At 62.7% G+C, this 22,619-nt stretch carries 21 protein-coding genes and 1 tRNA gene; 10 read left to right on the top strand and 12 right to left on the bottom strand.

Annotated elements, in window-relative coordinates; all coding sequences use genetic code 11:
* Positions 1–48: 48 nt before the first annotated feature.
* Positions 49–942 carry an SMP-30/gluconolactonase/LRE family protein gene (locus H0274_RS11065; protein WP_226795481.1) on the bottom strand — a complete coding sequence of 298 codons (894 nt, stop codon included), beginning with the start codon at positions 940–942 and terminating at the stop codon, positions 49–51.
* 159 nt (positions 943–1,101) lie between these two features.
* Between H0274_RS11065 and H0274_RS11070 the strand changes: the two genes are divergently transcribed.
* Entirely contained in the window at positions 1,102–2,862 is a 1,761-nt protein-coding gene (locus H0274_RS11070; protein ID WP_226795484.1) for a cation:proton antiporter domain-containing protein, read from the top strand.
* A gap of 49 nt (positions 2,863–2,911) precedes the next feature.
* On the opposite strand, the gene H0274_RS11075 is transcribed toward H0274_RS11070, so the two are convergent.
* From H0274_RS11075 to H0274_RS11115, 9 genes are all read right to left on the bottom strand, one after another.
* Entirely contained in the window at positions 2,912–3,211 is a 300-nt protein-coding gene (locus H0274_RS11075; protein ID WP_226795487.1) for a GIY-YIG nuclease family protein, read from the bottom strand.
* A gap of 80 nt (positions 3,212–3,291) precedes the next feature.
* On the bottom strand, positions 3,292–3,828 hold the full coding sequence (locus H0274_RS11080; protein WP_226795489.1) for a GNAT family N-acetyltransferase: 537 nt from the start codon (positions 3,826–3,828) through the stop codon (positions 3,292–3,294).
* Positions 3,825–4,715, bottom strand: a complete 891-nt coding sequence (locus tag H0274_RS11085; RefSeq protein ID WP_226795491.1) for an RDD family protein — start codon at positions 4,713–4,715, stop codon at positions 3,825–3,827. Before H0274_RS11085 ends, H0274_RS11080 begins: the two co-directional genes overlap by 4 nt.
* Positions 4,712–5,770: a stage II sporulation protein M gene (locus H0274_RS11090; protein WP_226795493.1), complete on the bottom strand. Its 1,059-nt coding sequence runs from the start codon at positions 5,768–5,770 to the stop codon at positions 4,712–4,714. The genes H0274_RS11085 and H0274_RS11090 overlap by 4 nt, the downstream gene beginning before the upstream one ends.
* Positions 5,767–7,086 (bottom strand): DUF58 domain-containing protein, encoded by a 1,320-nt coding sequence (locus H0274_RS11095; protein ID WP_226795494.1) that lies wholly within the window; start codon positions 7,084–7,086, stop codon positions 5,767–5,769. The genes H0274_RS11090 and H0274_RS11095 overlap by 4 nt, the downstream gene beginning before the upstream one ends.
* 21 nt (positions 7,087–7,107) lie before the next feature.
* Positions 7,108–8,070: an AAA family ATPase gene (locus H0274_RS11100; protein ID WP_226795497.1), complete on the bottom strand. Its 963-nt coding sequence runs from the start codon at positions 8,068–8,070 to the stop codon at positions 7,108–7,110.
* A complete protein-coding gene (locus H0274_RS11105; RefSeq protein WP_226795499.1) occupies positions 8,067–9,374 on the bottom strand; it encodes a DUF4350 domain-containing protein in 1,308 nt (435 codons plus the stop codon). The genes H0274_RS11100 and H0274_RS11105 overlap by 4 nt, the downstream gene beginning before the upstream one ends.
* Positions 9,371–10,081 (bottom strand): hypothetical protein, encoded by a 711-nt coding sequence (locus H0274_RS11110; protein ID WP_226795501.1) that lies wholly within the window; start codon positions 10,079–10,081, stop codon positions 9,371–9,373. The genes H0274_RS11105 and H0274_RS11110 overlap by 4 nt, the downstream gene beginning before the upstream one ends.
* Before the next feature lie 70 nt (positions 10,082–10,151).
* A complete protein-coding gene (locus H0274_RS11115; RefSeq protein ID WP_226795503.1) occupies positions 10,152–11,045 on the bottom strand; it encodes a prephenate dehydratase in 894 nt (297 codons plus the stop codon).
* Between the two features lie 115 nt (positions 11,046–11,160).
* On the opposite strand from H0274_RS11115, the gene H0274_RS11120 reads away from it, so the two are divergent.
* The gene (locus H0274_RS11120) at positions 11,161–11,793 is read left to right on the top strand and encodes a c-type cytochrome (protein ID WP_226795504.1); all 633 of its coding nucleotides are present in this window, start codon (positions 11,161–11,163) and stop codon (positions 11,791–11,793) included.
* 279 nt (positions 11,794–12,072) lie between these two features.
* Here H0274_RS11120 and H0274_RS11125 read toward each other — a convergent pair whose 3' ends face one another.
* Positions 12,073–12,735: an RlmE family RNA methyltransferase gene (locus H0274_RS11125; protein ID WP_226795506.1), complete on the bottom strand. Its 663-nt coding sequence runs from the start codon at positions 12,733–12,735 to the stop codon at positions 12,073–12,075.
* A complete protein-coding gene (locus H0274_RS11130) occupies positions 12,732–13,958 on the bottom strand; it encodes a Ppx/GppA phosphatase family protein (protein WP_226795508.1) in 1,227 nt (408 codons plus the stop codon). The genes H0274_RS11125 and H0274_RS11130 overlap by 4 nt, the downstream gene beginning before the upstream one ends.
* Positions 13,959–14,111: 153 nt before the next feature.
* Between H0274_RS11130 and H0274_RS11135 the strand changes: the two genes are divergently transcribed.
* The 8 genes from H0274_RS11135 to fcl all read left to right on the top strand — a co-directional run bounded on the left by H0274_RS11135 (position 14,112) and on the right by fcl (position 22,618).
* A tRNA-Gln gene (locus H0274_RS11135) sits at positions 14,112–14,185 on the top strand.
* A 491-nt stretch (positions 14,186–14,676) separates the two neighbouring features.
* Positions 14,677–15,150, top strand: coding sequence for an OB-fold putative lipoprotein (locus H0274_RS11140; RefSeq protein WP_226795509.1), 474 nt, complete (start codon positions 14,677–14,679; stop codon positions 15,148–15,150).
* Between the two features lie 323 nt (positions 15,151–15,473).
* The gene (locus tag H0274_RS11145) at positions 15,474–17,042 is read left to right on the top strand and encodes an EAL domain-containing protein (RefSeq protein ID WP_226795510.1); all 1,569 of its coding nucleotides are present in this window, start codon (positions 15,474–15,476) and stop codon (positions 17,040–17,042) included.
* A 291-nt stretch (positions 17,043–17,333) separates the two neighbouring features.
* A complete protein-coding gene (locus tag H0274_RS11150; protein WP_226795511.1) occupies positions 17,334–18,500 on the top strand; it encodes a nucleotide sugar dehydrogenase in 1,167 nt (388 codons plus the stop codon).
* A gap of 77 nt (positions 18,501–18,577) precedes the next feature.
* A complete protein-coding gene (locus tag H0274_RS11155) occupies positions 18,578–19,570 on the top strand; it encodes an NAD-dependent epimerase/dehydratase family protein (protein WP_226795512.1) in 993 nt (330 codons plus the stop codon).
* 219 nt (positions 19,571–19,789) lie between these two features.
* A complete protein-coding gene (gene gmd / locus H0274_RS11160) occupies positions 19,790–20,857 on the top strand; it encodes a GDP-mannose 4,6-dehydratase (RefSeq protein WP_226795513.1) in 1,068 nt (355 codons plus the stop codon).
* A 55-nt stretch (positions 20,858–20,912) separates the two neighbouring features.
* Positions 20,913–21,680, top strand: a complete 768-nt coding sequence (locus H0274_RS11165; RefSeq protein WP_226795514.1) for a class I SAM-dependent methyltransferase — start codon at positions 20,913–20,915, stop codon at positions 21,678–21,680.
* Positions 21,677–22,618 carry a GDP-L-fucose synthase gene (fcl, locus tag H0274_RS11170; protein WP_226795515.1) on the top strand — a complete coding sequence of 314 codons (942 nt, stop codon included), beginning with the start codon at positions 21,677–21,679 and terminating at the stop codon, positions 22,616–22,618. Before H0274_RS11165 ends, fcl begins: the two co-directional genes overlap by 4 nt.
* Position 22,619: the final 1 nt, after the last annotated feature.

The following is a 22,619-nucleotide window of genomic DNA, read 5'->3' on the forward strand; positions in this document are numbered from 1 at the left end:
TAGAGGCAAGCGTGTTGCCCTACAATGACGGATCGGGGCGGTCGGCCCCTATCCTGCAAAGGGCGTGGCGGGCACGCCGGGAATGTCCACCCGGAAAGAGAAGATCGCACCGGCATAGGGATGCCGCTCCAGCTCGCTATCGCTCATCAGCGCACGGGCGCTGGTGACATAGGCGGTGCGCATGTCATCCCCGCCGAAGCCGATCATGGTGGTGCGGTGCGTGGGGATCTCGACGGTGGTCAGGATTTCGCCCTGCGGGGAAAGGCGCACGACCTTGCCGCCCCCGTCTGACAGGCCGAACAGCGCCACCCAATAGCAGCCTTCCACATCGAACCAGCCGCCATCGGGCGTGCCCTGGCCTTCGGGGAAGCTGTGCAGAATGCGCCGGTTGGAAAGCGTGCCGCTCACCGGATCGGCATCATAGGCGCGCAGTGTGTGAGTGGGGCTGTCGGCATGGCAGAACATCGTGCCGGCGGCGGAAAAACCGGCGGAATTGCAGGTGGTCATCCCGCTTTCGATCAGGGTCACGGTGCCATCGCCATCCACCCGATAGAGGGCGGCGTCTTGAGCGCTCTTCGCCTCGTTCACAGCGCCGACCCAGAAGCGGCCCGATGGATCGGTGCAACCATCGTTGAGCCGCAAATCGTCCTTCCCCGCCAGCATCTGCTCCCCATAGGGCACCGGCTCCGCATCCCAGCTATCCAGCGTTGCCAGCCCGTCCTTCATGGCCAGCAGGAAGCCGCCCTTTGCGCGGAAGGCGAAGCAGCCCAGCGCCTGATCGAAGCGGCGGCTTTCATCCATGCCCGTGACAGGATCGAAGCGGTGCAATTCGTTGCGGAAGATGTCGACCCAATAGAGTCGCTTCTCGTCCGCATGCCAGATGGGGCTTTCGCCAAGTTCGGCCCGCGCATCCAGCGCGACGATGGGTTCGATGATCTGCATGGGCGGGGAATGGACGCGGCGGGGCCTCCGGACAATGGAGGGGAGCGCCCAACTTCTTGGCTTCCCGCGTCCTTCGCTCATCGGCCGCACGGCGGGTTGCGCCTCTGTGGGAATCGGCTCAAGAAGCGTGCCCAACGGGCTTATCGGAAAGACGGTTAGATGGAAGAAGCGGGCCAGGCATCCTTGCTGCATGACGGGTTCCTGATGCTCGGCTTCGCGCTGTTCTTCGTGCTCGTATTCCGGCGCTTGGGGCTGGGCGCCACGCTGGGCTATCTGGTGGCGGGGGCAGTGGTCGGACCGCAGGTTCTGGGCCTTGTGGGCGATGCGGAACAGAAGATCGGCATTGCCGAACTGGGCATCGTCCTGCTGCTGTTCATCGTGGGGCTGGAACTTTCCCCATCGCGCCTGTGGCGGATGAAGCGGGAGATCTTCGGGCTGGGCGTGCTGCAGGTGGTTCTGTGCGGCCTGGCGGTTAGCGCCATCGTCTATTACTCCACCAGCTTCACTACTGCGGCCGCGCTGGCGCTGGGCCTGCCGCTGGCGCTTTCCTCAACCGCGCAGGTGCTGCCCATGCTGCAATCGGCGGGGCGCCTGCGCACGCCTTTTGGGGAGCGGGCCTTCGCGATCCTGCTGTTCCAGGATCTCTCGATCATCCCGCTGATCACCGTGATCGCCGCCATGAGCCGCAATCCGGCGGATGCGGGTGGGCCACCGGGCTGGTTGCTGGTGCTCTATACCATTGCCGCCATTGCCGGGCTGATCGCTGCGGGCCGCTTCCTGATCCGCCCGCTGTTCGGCCTGATCGGCAATCTGGGCGAGCGTGAGATGTTCGTCGTCACGGCCCTGTTCACGGTGATCGCGGCGGCCGCGCTGATGGAAATGCTGGGGCTTTCGACCGCGCTGGGCGCCTTCGTCGCTGGCGTCATGCTTGCCGATTCGCCCTATCGGCATGAGCTTGAGGCGGATGTGGAGCCTTTCCGCTCGATCCTGCTGGGCATGTTCTTCCTCTCGGTGGGCATGCTGCTCGATCTGCGGGCGATTGCGGACCATCCCATTTTCGTGGCCGCCATGGCTGCGGCGCTGATCGCCACCAAGACGGCGGTGATCTTCGGCATCGCCACCTTGTTCCGCATGCCCTGGCGCAGTGCGCTGGGCCTTGGCCTGCTGCTCAGCCAGGGCGGCGAATTCGGCTTCGTTCTGTTCGCGCAGGCGCAGGATGCGCTGCTGATCGAGCCGGAGGCGGCCAGCCTGTTCGGCGCGATTATCACCCTGTCCATGGCCGCAACGCCCTTCCTGATGCTGGCGACCAAGCGGGTGCGGCAGGTGCCCGATGCCAAGCTCGCCACGCGGGATGGCCCCAAGGCCGATGGCGCGCGGGCGCTGGTCGTGGGCTATGGCCGCTTCGGGCAGACCATGGCGCAGATGCTGATGGCTGGCGGCATTCCCGTCACGCTGATCGACCGCGATGTGGGGATGATCGATGTGGCGGGCCAATTCGGCGCGCGGGTGTGGTTCGGCGACGGTACAAGGCTGGACGTGTTGCGCCAGGCCGGCGCGGCGGATGCGCAATTGATCGCTTTCTGCATCGATCGCGACCAGGCAGAGCCCGGCCTGATCGAGGCGGTGCATGAGGCATTTCCGCAGGCGGCGATCTATGTGCGCGGGTTCGACCGGCGCAGTGTGATTGCGCTGCATGGCAGCCCGGTGAACTACGTGATGCGCGAAGTGCTGGAATCGGCCGTGGCGATGGGGCGGCTGGCGCTGGAAAATCTGGGGCTGGGGCAGGACGAGATCGAGCGGGCGGAGGACGTTTTCCGCGCCAATGACCGTGAACGCCTGCACGACCAGTTCGCCTCGGGCGATGTGCGCAGTGCGCGGGACAAGATCCTCACCGAGCCGAGGCGTGTGGGCCAGCCTTAGGGCGGGCTCCCACAGTCGTCATCCCAGCGAAAGCTGGGATCGCTGGCGGCTATATCATCTGTTCGAAGAGATCGTCCCAACCGGGATTGGCGGTTTCGATCAGTTCGATCTTCCATGCCCGTTTCCATGCCTGCATCGCTTTCTCGCGTGCGATAGCAGCATGAATGTCGCCGTGCTCTTCGGCATGTACGAGCCGCTGGATGCCATATTTGCGGCAGAATGCTGATCCGATTCCGGCACGATGCTGCATCATCCGCCGGGCGAGGTCGGCAGTCACGCCGATATACAGCACCCCCTTGGGCTTGTTGGCGAGAATGTAGGTCCAGGCGCTCACGACGCACCCGCACATTCAGCCGAGAACGATCCCAGCTTTCGCTGGGATGACGATATTATCAATCGCATCGCTTGCGAGGGCAAAGCCGCGATCGCCTAAAGCATCCGTGCGAACAGGAACTCGTCATCCCGGTGGTCGCCCACCCAGAAGTAGATATCGGCCAGCTTGTCGAAGCCATAGCGGCGGTAGAATTTGTGGGCGCCGGTATTTTCCGAGAAGACCGACAGATGCACTTCATCCGCGCCGCGGGCGTGGAATTGTTCCATCGCCCAGTCCATCAGCAGCGCGCCGATGCCTTGCCCCAGCCGGTCAGGCGCGGCGTAGAGCTGCTTCAACTCCATCGTCCGATTTCCCCGCGCATGTTCGGGGAAGCCGCTCTTGAAGGCGATCTTGCAATAGCCGGCAATCTCGCCCGCATCGTCCACCGCCAGGCAATAGAGCCGGCCCGGATCGGCCAGCTCGCCTGCAATGGCTTCGTCGCTGAAGGTTTCGCCAAGGAACCGGTCGAGATTTTCCCGCGAATAGAGATGGCCGAACTTGGCGATGAAGCTTTCGCGGCCCAGCGCGGCAAGGGCGGGAATATCCGCCTCGGTCGCCGGGCGCAGGGTGATCGTCGTCCTGGTATCGCTCATGAGAATTTATCCGCCTTGCGCTTGCCGAAGCGCATGTCCCTTTCCAGCCGGGCGCGGAGCTGGGCGTAGAAGGCTTCGAGGAAGGCCCTTTCATCGCCCGACCCGGCCGACCAGCCGATCTTGTTGCAGATCGCCGTGGCTACCGCCACCAGCGCCTCGGGATTATTCTCCCTCAGCACGCGTTCCAGCGTCTGCAATTCATATTCGCCATAGACCGAAAGCTCCGCCTCGCCGAAGCGATATTGCGCGCCCGTGGCCACGGAACGCCCGCGCGCTGCCTCACCCAGCGACATGGCCTGTTCCAGCTTGCGCCGGGGCACTTCCACTACCCAGGTTCCCGCGATCAGATCGCCCGCGCGCATCGCATCACGGTTGAAGAAGGGGAACAGGAGGAAAATCGCCAGCCAGGCGAAACTGGCCCAATTGGCCGCGCCGCCTTGGCCCGCGCTGCTCATCAGGAAGATCAGGGGCAGGAATATTTCTATATCGCGCAGCAGGTTGCGCGCGATCACCGCATTCACGCTCAGCCGCCCCCCATCGCGTGCGGCAACGCGGATGCCGGTGAGGCGCTTGCCCGGCGTCGCCCCGCGCGGGCCCAGTTCGAAATAGAGGAAATAGCCATAGCGGAACAGGAACATGGCGATGATCCACACCACTCCCAGGAATTCCATCGCCGCGCTTTGTCCCTCCCCGAACAGTCCGATCACTATCCCCAGCAGGGCCAGAGTGACGGCTATCTGGATCACGCCCATGATGATGAGGTCCAGCATCAGCGCAGAAGCGCGTGCGCCCCGGCTGGCGATGGTCAGCGGCAGGCTCAGCCCTTCGGGCGTCACCAGCACGCGCTTGCGCCGGTCCGGCCGGCGGAGGGCACGGGCCCGGCTCATTCGCCGATGTCCCCGGGGCTACGGCGGAAGGCGAAGAAATAGGCCAGCCAGAGGGCCAGCATGGTGCCGCCAATCGCCAGCCGCATCCCCGTATCGGTCACCAATTGGCGAGCGAAGCTTTCCAGCAGGGCGGCCACCACCAGCATCAACACCACGCCTGCCATCACCTGCGCGGCGCGCTGCCCGCTTTCCGCAGCGGCGGCCACCACCGTGCGATTGCCCGGAAAGGCCATGGAACGGCCGATATGCAGCCCGGCGGCCCCGGCCAGCAGGATCGCGAAAAGTTCCGTGGTGCCATGGATCGAAAGCCAGGCGGCAAAGTCCAGTGTCAGCCCGGCTTGGCTGAACAGCCACAGCATCGCTCCCAAAGTCGCAAGGTTCTGCATCAGCAGCATCAGCGAGGGGATGCCGAAGGCGAAACCCAGTGCGAAGGCCAGGATGGCCACCTTGGCGTTGTTGCTGAACAGAAAGGCGGAAAAGAACGACAGCCCGTCAATCTTCTCGACGCCGCTCAGGCTTTTATCCAGCACTTCGCGCGATGCGCCCGGCACGCGGGAATCCGCAAAATCGGTGGGGACGAGCGCGTAATACCATGCCTCGTCCCGCGCGGAGAGCACCCAGCCGACAATCGTGCCGGCCACCATCACCGCCAGCGCGATGCAGATTTCCAGCCACAATTCGCGCACCGACGCGCTCCACCCGCCGCCGAAGAAGCGCCGCAGCCAGCCGATCAAGGAACTGCGCGGGCCATAGACCTGGAACCAGGCGCGCTGGACCAGCGATTCGAGGTAGGCCAGGGTCGCGGCGTCCAGCGAGGTTTCGCGCGCAATGGCCAGGCTGGAGGCCGCGGTGCGATAAAGTGCGGGCAGCTCCAGCAGATCCTCGTCCGGCACCTTGCGCAGGCGCCCGCTCTCCATCCGCTTGAGGATCGCCTCCAGTCGCTTCCAGTCCTGCTCGCGCTCCAGCCGGAACCGGTCGGAGCGCAGGGCGGCGGCCTCGATATCGGGCAGTTCCTCGATGGGTTTTGAGCGGAAGAGGGCGGTGATTGGCTTCATCCGATGCTCCCGCTGCGTTTGATTTCCAGATAGCGGTCGATCAGGCGATAGGTCAGCGCCTGCCACGGTGCCTCGATCACATCGACATTCAGCTGGCGCAGCTTCTGCAGTACGATCGCGCGCTGCCGGGCGAGGGTTCCCGCCGTCACGGCCACGGCCACATCGTTCACCGTTTCGGGATCGGCATTGGCCAGCGTCGCCAGCTCGGTATCCTCCATGGTCACGAACAGCACCAGATGGCGCTGCACCAGCCGGCTGACGCTTTCCACCATCAGCTGCGCGCTGGTGGGATCGGTGAAGTCCGAAAACAGCACGATCAGCGAACGCCGCTTCAGCTGCGCGGAAAGCGTGGCCAGCGCCAGAGTGAAATTGGGTTCCGCCGAATGATAATCCAGCTGGGCGGCGGCGCTTTGCAGCCGGTGGAACTGGCGGCTGTCGGTAACGAAGGGAGTGAACAGCTCGGGCCGTTGGCCGAAGCCGAACAGGGCCACCTTGTCCCCGCCTTTCAGCGCGACATAGCTGGCGGTCAGCCCGGCGGAAACCGCGCGGTCGATGCGCGGCAAGCCGTCCACCGGCTCGCACATGGCCTGCCCGCAATCGAAGGCAAACACGATCTGGTTGTTGCGCTCGCTCTCATTTTCGCGGGCATAGAGCCGGGTCTGCCGGGCGGAGCTTTTCCAGTCGATCCGGCGGCGGTCCATGCCCGGCTCATATTCGCGCAAAGCCTCGAACTGAGTGCCTTCGCCCCGGATGCGCCGGGCGATCAGGCCGAACTGGGCATCGCGCAGATAGGTTTGCAGCGCAGGCGAACGGACCGGCGAAAGGTCCGGCCAGATGCGGATCTGCGTATCCAGTTCGCGCTCCACCTGCCGGTGGGCAAGGCCCAGCGGGCCCGGCCAGCGCAGCCAGATACGGCTCACTTCGCCGATGCCGCGCCTGCTGGGGACCAGGCTCACGCTGCCGGCATAGGCGCTGCCGGTCTCGTCCCGGGACAGGCGCAATTGCACGCGCCCGCCGGGGCCGAGCCGCGGATCGAAAGACAGGGCCGCTTCCGGCGCCCCGCCCATCCGCCGCCCGCCAATATCCGCCAGCACGGTGATGGGCAGTTCCTGCCCCACTTCCGCATCGGCCGGGGCGATTACCCTGAGGTCGGTCAGCACGCCCGCCACCAGCCCGTCGAGCAGGACCAGCACCAGCAGGGCGAAAGCCGCCGCCGGGGCCACGATCCACGCGCCGGGCGCGCTGGCGGCCACCAGCAGCGCCACGGGCGCGGCGAGCGCAGCCAGAACCAGAGCGCGGGCGGAGGGGACGATCATGCGGCGGCGTCAGTCATCGAATCAGCGCGGTGCCTCGGTCTGTTCGACCAGCGTCGCCACCAGCTCCTCGACCTGCCGGCCTTCGATCTCGGCCACCGGGGAAAGCAGCAGGCGGTGGCGCAGCACGGCAGTGGCCAGCGCCTTCACATCGTCAGGCAGCACATAGTCCCTGCCTGCCAGTGCCGCGCGGGCGCGGGCCGCATTGGCCAGCAGCACGGCGGCGCGGGGCGATGCGCCGCTGGCCAGTTCCGCCGTCTCGCGCGTGGCGCGGATCAGGCGGACGATATAGTCGATCACTTCCTGCGCCAGTGTAACCGCCTTCGCCGCCTCTGCCACGGCATTGAGCGTGGCGGCGTCCGTCACGCGCGAAACGCCGAAATCGCCGGGATGTGCCGGGCCGCTGCGTTCCCCGAAACGGGCGACGATCTGCGCCTCTTCCTCGGCGCTGGGATAGGGGATCAGCAGCTTGAACAGGAAGCGGTCCAGCTGGGCCTCGGGCAGGGGATAGACGCCCTGATTCTCGATCGGGTTCTGGGTCGCCACCACCATGAAATGATTGGGCAGGGCGTGGGTTTCGCCATCCAGCGTCACCCGCCGTTCCTGCATGGCTTCCAGCAGGGCGGCCTGCGTCTTGGGCGGGGTGCGGTTGATTTCATCGGCCAGCAGCAGCTCGCAGAAGATCGGCCCGCGCGTGAGGGTGAACTGGCTGGTCTGGAAGTTGAACAGGTTGGAGCCCAGAATATCGCCCGGCAGCAGGTCCGGCGTGAACTGGATGCGCCCGAAATCGAGGCCGAGCGTCTGGGCGAAACATTGCGCAAGGAAGGTCTTGGCCGTTCCCGGCGGGCCTTCCATCAGCACATGGCCCTGGCTGACCAGCGCGATCAGCAGATGTTCGATCGTGTCGTTCTGGCCCACTACCGCCTTGGCCATTTCGGCGCGGATGGCATCCGCCAGCGCGCGGACATCTGCGAGCGTCGTGGTCATCGGGCAAGCTTCCTTTCGATGGTCTTCAGAGCATGCGCATGGCGCAGCAAATCATGCGGAGTGCGCGCGGCGCGCAGCGCCTCGGCATGGGTCGAGAAATTGGCGGGTTCGATGCCGCGGCGTTCCAGCACCCGGTCGATCTCGCTTTCGGTCAGCGCGGGGTCGGCGCCCGCGCGAATGCCCAGCAGATGCGCCACCTTGCCGCGCAGGATCGCGGAATAGGGCGCGCCCAGCAGGTAAAGCCGCCGGGAACGCTGGATCAGCGCCGCGCCATTGGTGGCCAGCTGGCGCTTGCCGAAGGCGAAGACCGGCAGTGCGGCGAGCGGCGGGCCGAAGCGTTTCATTCCCCGCCAGGCGACGATGATCGCGGCGATGAGGAAGCATAAGGTCGCGGCCAGGAAGGGCGGGGTGAAGGCCAGCGCCAGCAGGTTAGGACCGGCGCCCAGCCCGTTCAGCGTCAGGTCGAAAGAGATCGGCAGATCGTAATCTTCCAGCGTGGCGCTGACGATGGCGAGAGCGAGCATCGCCCGGTCGCGGTCGGCCAGGCCGTAATTGTCCAGCAGGTCCGGCTCGGCCACGATCACCACGGGCCAGAGGTCTTCATTCTGTCCCTCTTCATCCAGCGGCTCCATTCCGGCGGAATTGGCCAGATCGGGGTAATAGCCGCCATCGTTCCAGAAACCCGCCAGCATGCGCCCATGCTCGTCCGCTACCAGCGGCACGATGGCGCGCGAAGCCATCGTCTGCACCGCGCCCGGCTGCGGGAAACGCCCGGAAAGGCCCAGCCCGGTCCAGCCCGGCTCCGTGGGAGTGGCCTTGTTGAGTGCAGCGGCAAGCAGGCCCTTTTCCCCCACTTCGCCTGCCCAGGGGGGGCTTTCGGCCCCCAGCAGCGCCACCCAGCCATCCCTGGCCTTTATGGCGGGATTTTGCAGTAGTTTCGCCGCTTGCCATTTGGGCAGGACCAGCAGCGTGGGCCCGGTATGGCGATGTTCGGAAATGATCCGGTTGATCTCTTCCACATCGGCATGGGCAGGCGGGGTGAGAATCAGCAGGCCTTCAGGATCAAGATTCGCGGCATTGCGGATGGTGCCCACTTCGTGGCCGCGCTTTTCCAGCAATTCGGCCAGTGCGGAATAGCCGTTAAGGCCGTCTCCCGCCGCATGGCCGCCGCCATCATTGCCCTTCTGCTCCAACTGGCCCGCACCCATGAACCAGAGCGCCGCGATGAAAGCGAGCGCGCCGAACACCAGCAGGCCGAGCACTGTCCGGGAGGAGAAAGGGGCCGTACCGGCAGGCGCGCTCATCCCCGGCCTCCCGCTCTCAGATCAGACAGCCTCAGGTCGGAAAGCGCAAAATCGGCATAGGCGGCGCGGGCCGCGTTCCAGTCCTCGGCCTCCAGTCGGCGCAGGGCGAACAGGCTGCGTTCCACCCGTTCGGCAATCGCGGCGAAGGCGCTTCGGGCGCGGTCCGGCAAAGCGGGCAGGGCGGCGATTTCCCGCGCGGTGCTGGAAGGCTCCAGCCAGTCGGGCCGCGCCTGCGCGATCTGGCTGACGCTGCGCTGAAGCAGAAGGTGAACCGCCTCGTCGAAGCGGCCTTCCGCCGCCAGACGGTCCGCATCTTCCAGCAGGGCAATCGCCTGTCCCCGGTCAGGCACCCAGGAAGGCTCATCCCCCGTTTCGTCAGCGGAGCGAGCGAAGCGAATCCGCGCGATCGGGGCAAGCAGCCGCCACAGCAGGGCGAGCGCGCAAAGCACCGTGATGCCTAGCAGCACCCATTTGAACACCGGCCAGGAAACGCCCAGCGCCTCTGCCGCGGGGCGCAGCAATTCGCCCAGGAATTTCAGGAATTTCAGGAATTGCACCAGCCAGTCGGGCGGAGGGGCCTGTTCGGGCATTTTTACCGGGGCGAACTGGATGTCGCCGCTGGCGCGCACCGCTTCCCAATCGCGCACCGCATCCGATGCGGACCCGGCGGCCGTTCCCCCAGCGATTTCGCCCGATGCCCTCGTCACGAGGGGAGTGGTGGCATGGGCACGAAGGCGGTGCAAGCGCCCACTCGGCCCGATTTGGACCGGGCGGCGTTTATCCGCGTTCGCGCGCCATGCGATAGCTGCCCAGCAGGCGGACCGACTTGGAATGGAACGTCAGTTCTTCCAGCGCGCGGTCCACGTTGGGTTCGCCCGGACGGCCCACAATATCTACAAAAAACATGGTCGCGGCAAAGCTGGCGCCTGCCTGATAGCTTTCCAGCTTGGTCATGTTCACGCCATTGGTGGCAAAGCCGCCCAGTGCCTTGTAGAGCGCGGCAGGCACATTCTTCACTTCGAAGACGAAAGTGGTCATCGCCGGTTCGCCTTCCAGAGTGGCGGGGTCCAGCGGTTCCTTGGCCAGCACCACGAAGCGCGTGGTGTTGTCATGCGCATCTTCCACGGCCTCGGCCGCCACGGTCAGATCATAGAGATCGGCCGCGATCCGGGGGGCGATGGCGCAGGCCGTGGGATCGCCCATTTCCTTCACATAGGCCGCCGCGCCTGCCGTATCGGCATAGGCCATCGGCACGATGCCGTGGCTGCGCAGATAATGGCGCGTCTGGCCCAAGGCCTGCGGATGGCTGTAGGCGGCGGAATAGGGGCCGGGGCCGATTCCCATAACCGTGTGGGAAATCGGCAGGAAAATTTCCCCAACGATCGACAGGCCGCTTTCAGGCAGCAGGAAGTGGATATCCGCCACGCGGCCATGCTGCGAATTTTCGATCGGAATGATCGCGGCCCCGGCGCGCCCTGCCTTCACCGCGTCCAGCGCGTCTTCGAAGCTGAAGCACGGCAATGGCAGGCATTCCGGCGCATATTCCAGCGCGGCGCGGTGGGAATTGGCGCCCGGCGCGCCCTGAAACGATATGGCGCGTGCCGGTTCCTGGGCTGCCGAAGCGGTCATCTGCTCGACCAAAGCGAGTGCGGGGGCGGGGAAGCTATGCATTGCGGCAAGCGCCTAAACGCAGTCAGCGACGCGAACAAGTCACGTTGACACTTGCGAAGCGCGCGGGGGCTGACTAGAGCGGCGCCCAAACTCCAATCGCCCGGACAGATCACGGATGACCGACCGTTTCAACACCTTCGCCGGATGGCTTCTCTTCTCAGGTATCGTGGCCCTCGGCCTTTCGATCTTGAGCGGCATGTATTTTCAGGCCGACAAGCACCATCCTCCGCATGAGATGGGCTTCCCGATCGCTGGCGTCGCGGAAGAAGGCGCGGGCTCGGGCCCGTCGCTGAACACGCTTCTCGCCTCGGCCGATCCGGCCAAGGGGGAGAAAGTATTCTCCAAGTGCGTCTCCTGCCACACGATCGATCAGGGCGGCGCCAATGGCATCGGCCCGAATCTGTTCGCGGTTGTGGGTGAAGGCATCGCCCAGGGCCGTGGCGGTTTCGCTTTCTCCAGCGCCCTTGCGGGTCATGGTGGCACCTGGACCTTCGAAAACCTCGACGAATGGCTGAAGAGCCCGCGCGGTTTCGCCAATGGCACCAAGATGAGCTTTGCCGGTCTTTCCAATCCGGAAGATCGTGCCAATCTGATCGCCTATCTCAACACGAAGGGTTCCAACCTGCCGCTTCCCGCCGCTGACGCAGCTCCGGCCGCCGATGCCGCCGCCGCTCCTGCGGAAGGCGAGGCTCCAGCTGCGGAAGGTTCGGAAGCTCCGGCTGCGGAAGCTGCTCCCGCCGCTCAATAATCCGGCGCGCAGTACCGAAATTGAAAAAGGGCGGGGTAATTCCCGCTCTTTTTGTTTGTTACTTGCGGATGCTCGATGCGGAGGAACTTTACCATCCGTTGTCGTCATGCTGAACTCGTTTCAGCATCCATTTATCCTCACAAGCGGCGGATCGATCAGGAGAAATGGGCCCTGAAACAAGTTCAGGGTGACGATTGAGGCAGCGTGAAACCTTCCCTCTCGAAGCATTTCGCGGCCTGAACGTGAGTTGTCATCTGGCGCTTGCGAGGGCTGAGTCCCTCAGCGCCCCTTGAAACCCTGCGCGATGACGTACCATTCGGAAGAGCCCTTGCGGCTCGCAGGCGGCTTGGCGTGCTTTACCGTGGCGAAGTTCTGCTTCAGCAGCGTCAGCAGCTCGGAATCGGTTCCGCCGGCAAAGACCTTGGCCACGAAGGCGCCGCCGGGCGCCAGCGTCTGGATCGCGAAATCGACGGCGGTTTCCACCAGCCCCATGGTGCGAAGATGGTCTGTCTGCTTATGGCCCACGGTATTCGCCGCCATGTCGGACAGGACGAGGTCAGGAGGGCCGTCCAGCGCCCCTTCCAGCGCTTCCGGCGCCTCGTCGGCCATGAAGTCCATCTGGAAGATGGTTACGCCCTCTATCGGCTCCGTGGGCAGCAGATCGATCCCGACAATGGCCGCGCGCGGTGCCATCTTGCGCACCACCTGGCTCCAGCCGCCGGGGGCGATGCCCAGATCCACCACGCGCTGCGCGCCCTTCAACAGGCCGAATTTCTCGTCCAGCTCGATCAGCTTGTAGGCGGCCCGGCTGCGATAGCCCTCCGCCTTGGCCTGCTTCACATAGGGATCGTTGAGCTGGCGCGACAGCCAGCGATTCGAGGAGGCTGTGCGGCCTCGAGCGGTTTTGACCCGCTTTTCGGGATTGCGTCCGGAACGGGTCACGATGCTTGCCTTTTCAACCGGCGCAGATGGGCGCGCGCCTGTTCGCCTTCATTGTCGGCGCTCATCAGGCTGCGCAAGATGCCTTCGCGAATGCCGCGATCTGCCACGCCCAGCCGGGGCGCGGGCCAGATGTCGAGAATCGATTCGAGAATCGCGCAGCCTGCCACCACCAGATCCGCCCGCTCATTGCCGATGCAGGGCAATTGCTTGCGCTCTGCCGGGGAGAGTGTGGACAGGCGGCTGCTGATCGCGCGCATCGAATCGGATGGAACGATCAAGCCATCGACTGCCTTGCGATCATATTGCGGCAGGTCGAGATGCACGCTGGCCAGCGTCGTTACCGTACCGCTGGTGCCCAGCAGGCGCAATTCGGGGGCGCGGGCGGAGGCAATGCGCTCTGCAAAGGGGGCAAAGCTCTCGCTCACCAGCCGGCGCATCTCGCTGTAGCGGGCGAAGCGCGCCTCGGCGGAGGATTCGTCATGGCCGCAGGTCTCGGTGAGGGAAACGACGCCCCAAGGCACGCTCTGCCAGTCCACGATGGCGGGAATCGGCCCGCCTTGCTCGATCAGCACCAGCTCGGTCGATCCGCCGCCAATGTCGAAGATCACGGCGGGGCCCGTCCCGTCTTCCAGCAGGATGTGGCAGCCCAGCACGGCCAGCCTGGCCTCTTCCTCGGCGGAAATCACGTTCAGCACGATGCCGGTCTCGCGCTTCACGCGCTCGATGAATTCATCGCCATTGCTGGCCCGACGGCAGGCCTCGGTCGCCACGGAGCGGGCGAGGTGGACATTGCGCCGCTTGAGCTTTTCGGAACAGATTTTCAGGGCGCACAGGGCTCGCTCCATTGCCTCGTCGGAAAGGCGTCCGGTCTGGGCCAACCCTTCGCCCAGCCGGACCACGCGGCTGAAGGCGTCGATCACCGTGAAATTGGCGCCGGAAGGCCGCGCGATCAGGAGGCGGCAATTATTCGTGCCAAGGTCGATCGCGGCATAGGAATTGCGAGGCAGCATATTGCCGCCGCGCGGATTCCCAACGGCCTGCAAAAAGCCTGGCCGGCCGCGTCCACCTGTGTCGGGCGTATTCGCCCTTGCTTCCTGCTTGTCGCCGGAAGCGCGGGATTGCCTGCTCTCAGGACCGGATTTGCGGGCTTTGCTTTTCCGCTTGCCCCGGCCCGATCGTTGCGCAGCGTCCCGCTGCCTGTCCGGCGGAATCACATCCGCCATACTCGAATTCTTTCTTGTTCTTATGCCCGCCCTTCAAAGGGGGGTACCTGGCCGACAAGCTAGCGCCATGCGGGTTATGGGGCAAGGCGCGTGAAAGAAGTGGAAGTGGGCCTTGACCAACCGCGGAACCCGCCCTAGAGGCACCCCCCGCGTTGCCCCGTCGTCTAATGGTAAGACTACGGACTCTGACTCCGTCAATTGAGGTTCGAATCCTCACGGGGCATCCATATTCCGGACATTATCGTTTCCTTTCGATGGGTTGCGGTCCTGTTTTGGCTAACTCCCTGGATTGGCTGGCCATTACCCTGCTCGCCGCGGCATCTGCGCGGGGCGCGTGAGACTCCTTGACGGTGTCCGGCGGCACTCTTCCCCTGTCTTTTGGCACGGTCTTTCGGCACGGTCTTTTGGCCGATGATCGGTCTGCCTTCTTCATCGATGCATCCGGTTTCTCAGCAGCGCCGTGTCGAATGAGTAATCCCGCTTCCAGTTCCCGCTTGAGCGGCTGACGATGGGAACGCTTGCGGGATTGCTGGTTTTACTTGCTGGAGATTGATCCAATTATATCGGATGGGCGCGTGGGCCATTATGCGCACGCCGCCGCTGTGGTGCGGTCCGTGTGGCCGGCGTCTCTTTTGCCTGCGCGTGTTTGGGGAATTGCACGTGATCGGCCGGGTTAGGCGCTGTTGCAGGGGTGCAGGGCAATTAGTTGGGGGATTGCATGAGTGGTGAAGGCGGGCAGCCGAACAAGACGGGCTGGCTCAGGATCGGCTCCATCGTGGTTGGCGCGCTGGTGGTGCTGATGGTGATCGGAGCAAGGGCTGGCGGCGATGAAAGCAAGGGCGCAGGCGGTGTATCAGGCAGTGACACTGCTTCGGCCGCTGCGCCGCCGCTGGAAGTGACCGCAGACGAACTCTCCAGGGCATATGACGCGAACGAAGCTGCTGCGCGGCAGCACTATGCCCAGCGTCCCCTGCTTGTTTCGGGGAAGATTGAGCGCATCGATCTGGATTTCAGGAACAGGTCGGTTCTTGTGCTTGGCCCGTCAAACCAGCTCCCGAGTGTTCAGGCATCGCTGACCGAAGCGACCCAAGGCAAGGCGGCATCGCTCTTCAAGGGACAGAACATCAGACTTCTTTGCCAGAACGTGTCAGAAGTTGCAGGTTCTCAGATACTTAGGGATTGTGAATTCTGAAACAGTCAACTGGCGATATTCAGTTCGCCAGCTGATCTGGCGCGGGCGGAATTCGGCAGAAACTCGAAAAATCGTAGTTAATTGCGGATTTACCACCTATTTACTCCGATGAAACGATTTCAACCTAGTTTTAGGCGCATAAGGGTCGAAATATATAATCGGAGCCAGGATGGAACTGCGTGAAGCGGGGAGGCCATTATTTTTGTCTTGTGTTGTGGAAGCACGGCTCGTCCGGACGATAGCACAGCTACGTTCTTCCGGAGTTGGGCTGCCGCAGCACAACTATCCGGTTGATCCATATAGAATTACGGATCAGTAGGCCCATGACGCGGATTAACAGCGTCACCCTCGTCATAGCTCTGGGTGTTTGTGTCGCGATCGGTCTGCCGGTTGCAGCCGCGATCGGGTTGGCACGGGAAGAATCGGAGGAACGGGCCGAAAGTCGGGCACTGGGGCTGGCGCAAGTCGCTCTGGTGCAAGGCGAAGAGACGGGCAATCAGCTTGCCGCCGCGACAGACGCCATCAACAGGCTTCCAGCGGATCGCCCCTGTGATCGTGAAGGTGTCGATCTCATGCGGCAGATCGATCTGGAATCCACGCTGTTGCAAGCAGTAGGGTGGGCGGATGGAAACGTGATGCGCTGTTCCTCAATTGGAGGAAGCGAACGCCTATTCGACCTTGGCGAACCCGAAATGACTTCGTCGCTCCAGGCACGGATCAGGAGGAACGTAGTCCTTCTCGACCCGAGTGACCGGTATTTCGTGGTCCAGAGAGGCCATGGGGTGGCCGTAATCCACCAGCAATTGGCCCTGAGCTTCGTGAAAGATTATCCGAGCATGTCCGTTGCGCTGTTCAGCAAGTCAAAGGGAGAAATCCTGATGCAGAGGGGGGATGTCCCCCGCCGCTATGTGCGCAGTTCGCAGCTCCCATATGAAACCTTCCGCGATGGAAACCGGCAGATCGCAATCGTCCGCTCGCCAAAATACGACATCGGGGCAATCGTAGTTCAATCCAATGCGAGCTTTTACAGCTACGTGAACCGGGCGGCACTGATCCTCATATCCATCGGATTGATCGTGGGGGTTTTTCTGTCCCTGCTTCTGATCGATGGCGCTCGCCGCTGGACATCCTGGCCGGCATTGATCCGGTCGGGGCTGAAACGAGGGGAGTTTGAGCTGCATTATCAGCCGGTGGTTCGGCTGGAAGATGAGAAAATCGTCGGAGCCGAGGTTCTGGTTCGATGGAGCGATCGAGGCAATCTCAGAATGTCGCCCGACCAGTTCATACCTCTGGCCGAAGATGCAGGGATCATTACCCTCATCACGGACAAGGTCCTGGACCTGCTGGTAGCGGATGCGCAGGCCATCCTGAAGATCGATCCCAAATTCCATTTCGCCGTGAACATCTCTTCGCAGGATATTCACCGGGCCGATCTGGCTGAACGATTGAACTTCTTGATCAGACGTTCGGGTCTGGATGCGGGGCAAATCGTGGTGGAAGTGACCGAGCGCAGCGTGGTGGATGCCGAGCGAGCCGAGGCGACTTTGGGGCTGCTGCGCGCAACGGGTGTCAAGGTGGCTGTCGACGATTTCGGGACCGGCTATTCCAGTCTAGCGTCAGTCGCCAAGATGAAGCTCGATTTGCTGAAGATCGACAAATTGTTCGTCGGTGCAATCGGGACAAATTCAGAAGTGGGCCGCGTAACCAACAAGATCGTCGATCTGGCAAAGCATCTTCATTTGGGGATTATCGCGGAAGGGATCGAAACGCGCGAACAGGCGGAGGCTCTTCGGAGCATGGGGGTCGAGTATGGTCAGGGTTACTATTTTGCACGGCCAATGATCCCGCACGACTTGCTGCAGAAATTGCGCAAACAGCGAGATGAAGGCTAGGCCACGTCGCCTGCGATCGGAATGCGGTCGGCCCGCGCAGGAGGAATGGTGACAATGTCGGAGGCATAGCCTTGCAGAGCGTCCATATTCCGGTGCTGATCAGCGCCCCGGGCCTGCAACGATCCTCTACCCTCCGGATTCTGGGGCGTCGCCATTTCGGGGCGCCTTCTCACCCCCCTCTTGCAGGCCATGCGCCTGAAAGCGTAACCACCCGGTCCGCGACTCCTTAGGCCGGAGCCGATCATTGTCCGTGGCCGGTCATTCGCCTGCAAATTACGTGAGTATCCCGAAATGAAGATTGCCGTTTTCGGCCTGGGCTATGTCGGATTGTCCAATGCCGTCCTGCTCGCACAGCACAATGATGTGGTTGCGGTGGATATTTCGCCCGAGCGGGTGGAGATGCTGAACGCGCGCAAATCGCCCATCGTGGATGCGGAACTGGATGAGTTCCTGGCGACTAAGCCGCTCACTCTGATGGCGACTCTCGATCCGCAGGAAGCGCTGGCAGGCGCCGATTTCGTGATCGTGGCCACGCCGACCAATTACGATGTGGAAACCGACAAGTTCGATACTTCCTCGGTCGAGGCGGTGATCAAGCTGGCGATGGCGGCCAATCCCTCCGCCACGATCGTGATCAAATCGACCATTCCGGTCGGCTTCGTTGACGATGTGCGCGAGCGTCTGGGCACTTCGCAGGTGATCTTCAGCCCCGAATTCCTGCGCGAGGGGCGGGCGCTTTATGACAACCTCCATCCTTCGCGCATCATCGTGGGCGAACGTTCGGAACGGGCGCGGGTCTTTGCGGATCTGCTGCTGGAAGGGGCGATCAAGAAGGACGTGGAGATTCTCTTCACCGACGCCTGCGAGGCGGAGGCGATCAAGCTGTTCGCCAACACCTATCTTGCGATGCGGGTGGCCTTCTTCAACGAACTGGACAGCTATGCCATGGCCCGTTCAATGGACACGCGCCAGATCATTGACGGGATCGGCCTCGATCCGCGCATCGGACGGCACTACAACAATCCCAGCTTCGGCTATGGCGGCTATTGCCTGCCCAAGGACACCAAGCAGCTTCTCGCCAATTATTCGGAAGTGCCGCAGAACCTCATCCGTGCGATTGTCGATGCCAATCGCACCCGCAAGGATTTTCTGGCAGATCAGATCATCGCGAAGAAGCCGAGGAAGGTCGGCGTGTTCCGGCTGGTGATGAAGGCCGGATCGGACAATTTCCGGGAATCGTCGATCCAGGGGATCATGAAGCGCATCAAGGCCAAGGGGATCGAGGTCGTGGTTTACGAACCGACCATGGCGGAAGCGGAATTCTTCGGTTCGAAAGTGGTTCGCGATCTCGACGCGTTCAAGCAGGAATGCGACATCATCATCGCCAACCGGATGATGCCCGCGATCGAGGATGTGAAGGACAAGGTTTTCACGCGCGATCTGTTTGGATCGGACTGATCCGCAGGCAGGGCCATCCATGCCGGTTTCGGCAAACACGGCGGGAAAACAGGGCCGGAAAACAGGGGAAATGAAAAGTGCAGGAAGATGGCCCGATTCTGGTGACCGGTGCGGCCGGTTTTATCGGCCATGCCGTGGCTCACCGGCTGCTGGAGCGGGGTGAGCGGGTCATCGGGGTCGATAATCTCAACGATTATTACGACGTTTCTCTCAAGGAAGCTCGTCTGGCGACCTTCAACGGGCGGCGCGAATTCGCCTTCCACCACGGCGATATAGCAGATGCTCCGGCCATGGCGGAGATGGTGCGCGCCAATGGCGTAACGCGGATCGTCCATCTCGCCGCGCAGGCAGGGGTGCGGTACAGCCTTGAGCAGCCCTTCGCCTACGAACATTCCAATCTGGCCGGCCATCTTTCCCTGCTGGAGGCCAGCCGCCACGTGCCGGGCTTCCGGCATCTCGTTTATGCCTCGTCCTCGTCTGTCTATGGGGAGCGGCCGATGGGCGGGCAGGGCTTTTGCGAGGACGAGCGGGTGGACAAGCCTGCCTCGCTCTATGCTGCCACCAAGGCCGCCTGCGAGCTGATGAGCCAGAGCTACACCCATCTTTTCGATCTTCCGCAGACCGGCCTGCGCTTCTTTACCGTCTATGGCCCCTGGGGCAGGCCCGACATGGCCTATTTCAAGTTCACCCGGAAGATCATGGCCGGAGAGCCGATCGAGGTTTACGGCGAAGGCCGGATGGCGCGGGACTTCACCTATATCGACGACATCGTCGATGGCGTGATCGGGGCGCTCGATAATCCGCCGCCTCAGGGGGATCACCGCATCCTCAACATCGGCGATAGCCGCCCCGTGGGGCTGATGGACATGATACAGACGCTGGAGAGAGTTCTCGGCCGGGAGGCGGTGAAGATCATGAAGCCGATGCAGCCGGGAGACGTTACGGCGACTTACGCGGATGTCTCCAAGCTCCACGCGCTGACGGGCTATCATCCCGAGGTAATGCTGGAGGATGGGCTTGCCCGGTTCGCGAAGTGGTATCGGGAATTTTATCCGGAGGAATTCGGCTGACCGTTCTTGCCATGCGGCAGGTGCGATATGGCGGCACGGATCGCGGACTTACGCGGGCAGGCCGTTACTGATAGCGTAAAAAATATGCTAATGTTTTATTGAGGTTACGCTCCAGCGAACCTTTGCTGCGGATGTTCACGAAATCATCGTAATTGTTGCGCATTGCAGCATAGGTTGGCACATGGTCTTCATGGGTTTCGGCAGTAAAGGATGATGCGAGTGGGAAGTGCTAAGGTTGCCTTGGTAACGGGGGTCACGGGTCAGGACGGTGCGTATCTTGCTTCGCTGCTGCTTGAAAAAGGCTATGTCGTTCACGGTGTGAAGCGCCGTTCATCCTCGTTCAACACTGGCCGAATCGAGGAAATCTACGAAGATCCCCATATCGAGAACGCGCGGTTCCATCTCCACTATGGCGATCTCACCGATGCGACCAATCTGATCCGTATCGTGCAGGAAACCCAGCCGGACGAGATCTATAACCTCGCGGCGCAGAGCCATGTGCAGGTAAGCTTCGAGACGCCGGAATATACCGCGAATGCGGACGGCATCGGCACGTTGCGCCTGCTGGAGGCGATCCGCATCCTGGGCATGGAGAAGAAGACCCGCTTCTATCAGGCCTCCACATCCGAGCTTTACGGGCTGGTGCAGGAAGTTCCCCAGCGTGAAACCACGCCTTTCTATCCGCGCAGTCCCTATGCCGCGGCCAAGCTCTATGCCTACTGGATTACCGTGAATTACCGCGAAGCTTATGGTATGCATGCTTCCAACGGCATCCTGTTCAACCATGAGAGCCCGCTGCGCGGCGAAACCTTCGTCACCCGCAAGATCACGCGGGCGGCCGCGGCGATTTCCCTTGGGCGCCAGGAAAAGCTCTATCTCGGCAATCTCGATGCCCGGCGCGACTGGGGTCATGCCAGGGAATATGTTCGCGGGATGTGGCTGATGCTGCAACAGGACGAGCCTGACGATTACGTCCTCGCCACCGGCGAGACCACCGAAGTGCGCGAATTCGTGCGCTGGTCGTTCGAAGATGCCGGCATTCCCATCGATTTCACGGGTTCCGGCGTCGATGAAAAGGGCATCTGCCAGAAGACCGGCAAGGTTCTGGTGGAGATCGATCCGCGCTATTTCCGCCCGACCGAGGTGGAACTGCTGATCGGCGATCCCGCCAAGGCGCATCAGAAGCTCGGTTGGAAGCATGACACTTCCGTTCGCGACCTCGCTCGGGAAATGGTGCTCGCCGATCTTGAGGTGATGCGCGACGCTCCGATTTCGAAGGGGGCCTGATAGGTTGTAGCTGACACGCTGTATCTGACGCACTGTCATGAAAGGGAGGATTGCTATGAAATCCGGTTCGGTATCTTCGAATCTTTCCCATTTTTACCCCGAAGTCGGCGCAGGGGGTTTCTCCCGCGTCGATGGGACAGTGAGCTTCTATACGCGTGTCAACGCCCTGCTCGACCCGAGTTTCACGGTTCTCGATCTTGGGGCCGGGCGGGGTGCTCAACTGGTGAGGGAGCCCGGTTCCTACCGGACGAAGCTGGCCACGATCAAAGGGAAGGTGGCAAAAGTCATCGGCATCGATGTGGACGAGGCGGTTCTATCCAACCCTTGCCTGGATGAGGCTCATATCATTTGCATCGGCGAACCCTACCCTTTTGCGGACCACACTTTCGATCTGATCGTGTCGGACTGGGTGCTGGAGCATGTGGCCAATCCGGAAGAATTCGCCGCGGAAATCGGGCGGGTTCTCAAACCGGGCGGTTGGTTCTGTGCCCGCACTCCCAATCGCTGGGGAATGGTCGGGCTCGCTACCAATCTCGTGCCCAACCGCGCACATTCGAGCCTTCTGGCCAAGCTCCAGCCGGGCCGCACGGAACGGGACATTTTCCCGACCACCTATAAGCTCAACACCATGGGGCGCCTTATTCGCGCCTTTCCGCCGGACAGGTGGGACAATTATTCTTACGTGACCAATCCAGAGCCGCCTTATGTGCAGCGTTCGGCACTGGCGATGCGGGCTGTCCAGTTCGCCTGGCGGCTTGCTCCCCCGCAGATGGGGACGGTTTTCAATATATTTTTGCAGCAGAAGGACGGGGCCAGGGCGTGAAGGGTGAATTCTCTCTCGAGACAAAGCGTGTATTCGTAGCCGGGCACAGGGGCATGGTCGGATCGGCCATTGTCCGGCGGCTTGCTTCCGAGAATTGCGAGATACTCACCGCAGGGCGCGATGTGATGGATCTGAAGGACCAGGCTGCGGTCCGCGCCTGGTTCGCAGCGGAAAAACCGGATGCCGTGTTCCTCGCCGCGGCGAAGGTGGGGGGCATTCTGGCGAATGACACCTATCCGGCGGATTTTCTCTACGACAATCTGATGATCGAGGCGAACATCATCGAGGCGGCCTACCGCACCGGGGTGGAAAAGCTGATGTTCCTCGGCTCGTCCTGCATCTATCCGCGCATGGCCCCGCAGCCGATGCGCGAAGATGCGCTGCTGACCGGCCCGCTCGAGCCGACCAATGAATGGTATGCCATCGCCAAGATCGCGGGGATCAAGCTGTGCGAAGCCTATCGCAAGCAGCATGGCAGCGATTTCATCTCGGGCATGCCGACCAACCTCTATGGCCCCGGCGACAATTTCGACCTGCAATCCAGCCATGTGCTGCCGGCCCTGATCCGCAAGGCCCATGCCGCCAAGGTCGCGGGGGACAGCACGGTGCAGGTATGGGGCACGGGCAGCCCGCTGCGCGAATTCCTGCATGTGGACGATTGCGCCGATGCCTGCGTGTTCCTGATGAAGAACTATTCCGATGCCGGCCATGTGAACATCGGTTCCGGCCAGGAAATCTCGATTCTCGAACTGACCCGGCTGGTCTGCGAGATTGTGGGTTTCGAGGGCGAGATCGTGACCGATCCTTCCAAGCCCGACGGCACACCGCGCAAGCTGATGGATTCGGGCAAGCTGCTGGGCCTTGGCTGGAAACCGGCGATTGAATTGCGCGATGGCATTGCCACGACCTATCGCAGTTTCCTTGCTGAATACGCCTGAC

The sequence above is a fragment of the Fulverythrobacter ferritrahens genome (assembly GCF_020539485.1).
Lineage (GTDB): Bacteria > Pseudomonadota > Alphaproteobacteria > Sphingomonadales > Sphingomonadaceae > Andeanibacterium > Andeanibacterium ferritrahens.

Coding starts and splice junctions, on each gene's coding strand:
- H0274_RS11065 (WP_226795481.1), bottom strand. CDS start 942: ATGCAGATCATCGAACCCATCGTCGCGCTGGATGCGCGGGCCGAACTT.
- H0274_RS11070 (WP_226795484.1), top strand. CDS start 1,102: ATGGAAGAAGCGGGCCAGGCATCCTTGCTGCATGACGGGTTCCTGATG.
- H0274_RS11075 (WP_226795487.1), bottom strand. CDS start 3,211: ATGTGCGGGTGCGTCGTGAGCGCCTGGACCTACATTCTCGCCAACAAG.
- H0274_RS11080 (WP_226795489.1), bottom strand. CDS start 3,828: ATGAGCGATACCAGGACGACGATCACCCTGCGCCCGGCGACCGAGGCG.
- H0274_RS11085 (WP_226795491.1), bottom strand. CDS start 4,715: ATGAGCCGGGCCCGTGCCCTCCGCCGGCCGGACCGGCGCAAGCGCGTG.
- H0274_RS11090 (WP_226795493.1), bottom strand. CDS start 5,770: ATGAAGCCAATCACCGCCCTCTTCCGCTCAAAACCCATCGAGGAACTG.
- H0274_RS11095 (WP_226795494.1), bottom strand. CDS start 7,086: ATGATCGTCCCCTCCGCCCGCGCTCTGGTTCTGGCTGCGCTCGCCGCG.
- H0274_RS11100 (WP_226795497.1), bottom strand. CDS start 8,070: ATGACCACGACGCTCGCAGATGTCCGCGCGCTGGCGGATGCCATCCGC.
- H0274_RS11105 (WP_226795499.1), bottom strand. CDS start 9,374: ATGAGCGCGCCTGCCGGTACGGCCCCTTTCTCCTCCCGGACAGTGCTC.
- H0274_RS11115 (WP_226795503.1), bottom strand. CDS start 11,045: ATGCATAGCTTCCCCGCCCCCGCACTCGCTTTGGTCGAGCAGATGACC.
- H0274_RS11120 (WP_226795504.1), top strand. CDS start 11,161: ATGACCGACCGTTTCAACACCTTCGCCGGATGGCTTCTCTTCTCAGGT.
- H0274_RS11130 (WP_226795508.1), bottom strand. CDS start 13,958: ATGGCGGATGTGATTCCGCCGGACAGGCAGCGGGACGCTGCGCAACGA.
- H0274_RS11140 (WP_226795509.1), top strand. CDS start 14,677: ATGAGTGGTGAAGGCGGGCAGCCGAACAAGACGGGCTGGCTCAGGATC.
- H0274_RS11145 (WP_226795510.1), top strand. CDS start 15,474: ATGACGCGGATTAACAGCGTCACCCTCGTCATAGCTCTGGGTGTTTGT.
- H0274_RS11150 (WP_226795511.1), top strand. CDS start 17,334: ATGAAGATTGCCGTTTTCGGCCTGGGCTATGTCGGATTGTCCAATGCC.
- H0274_RS11165 (WP_226795514.1), top strand. CDS start 20,913: ATGAAATCCGGTTCGGTATCTTCGAATCTTTCCCATTTTTACCCCGAA.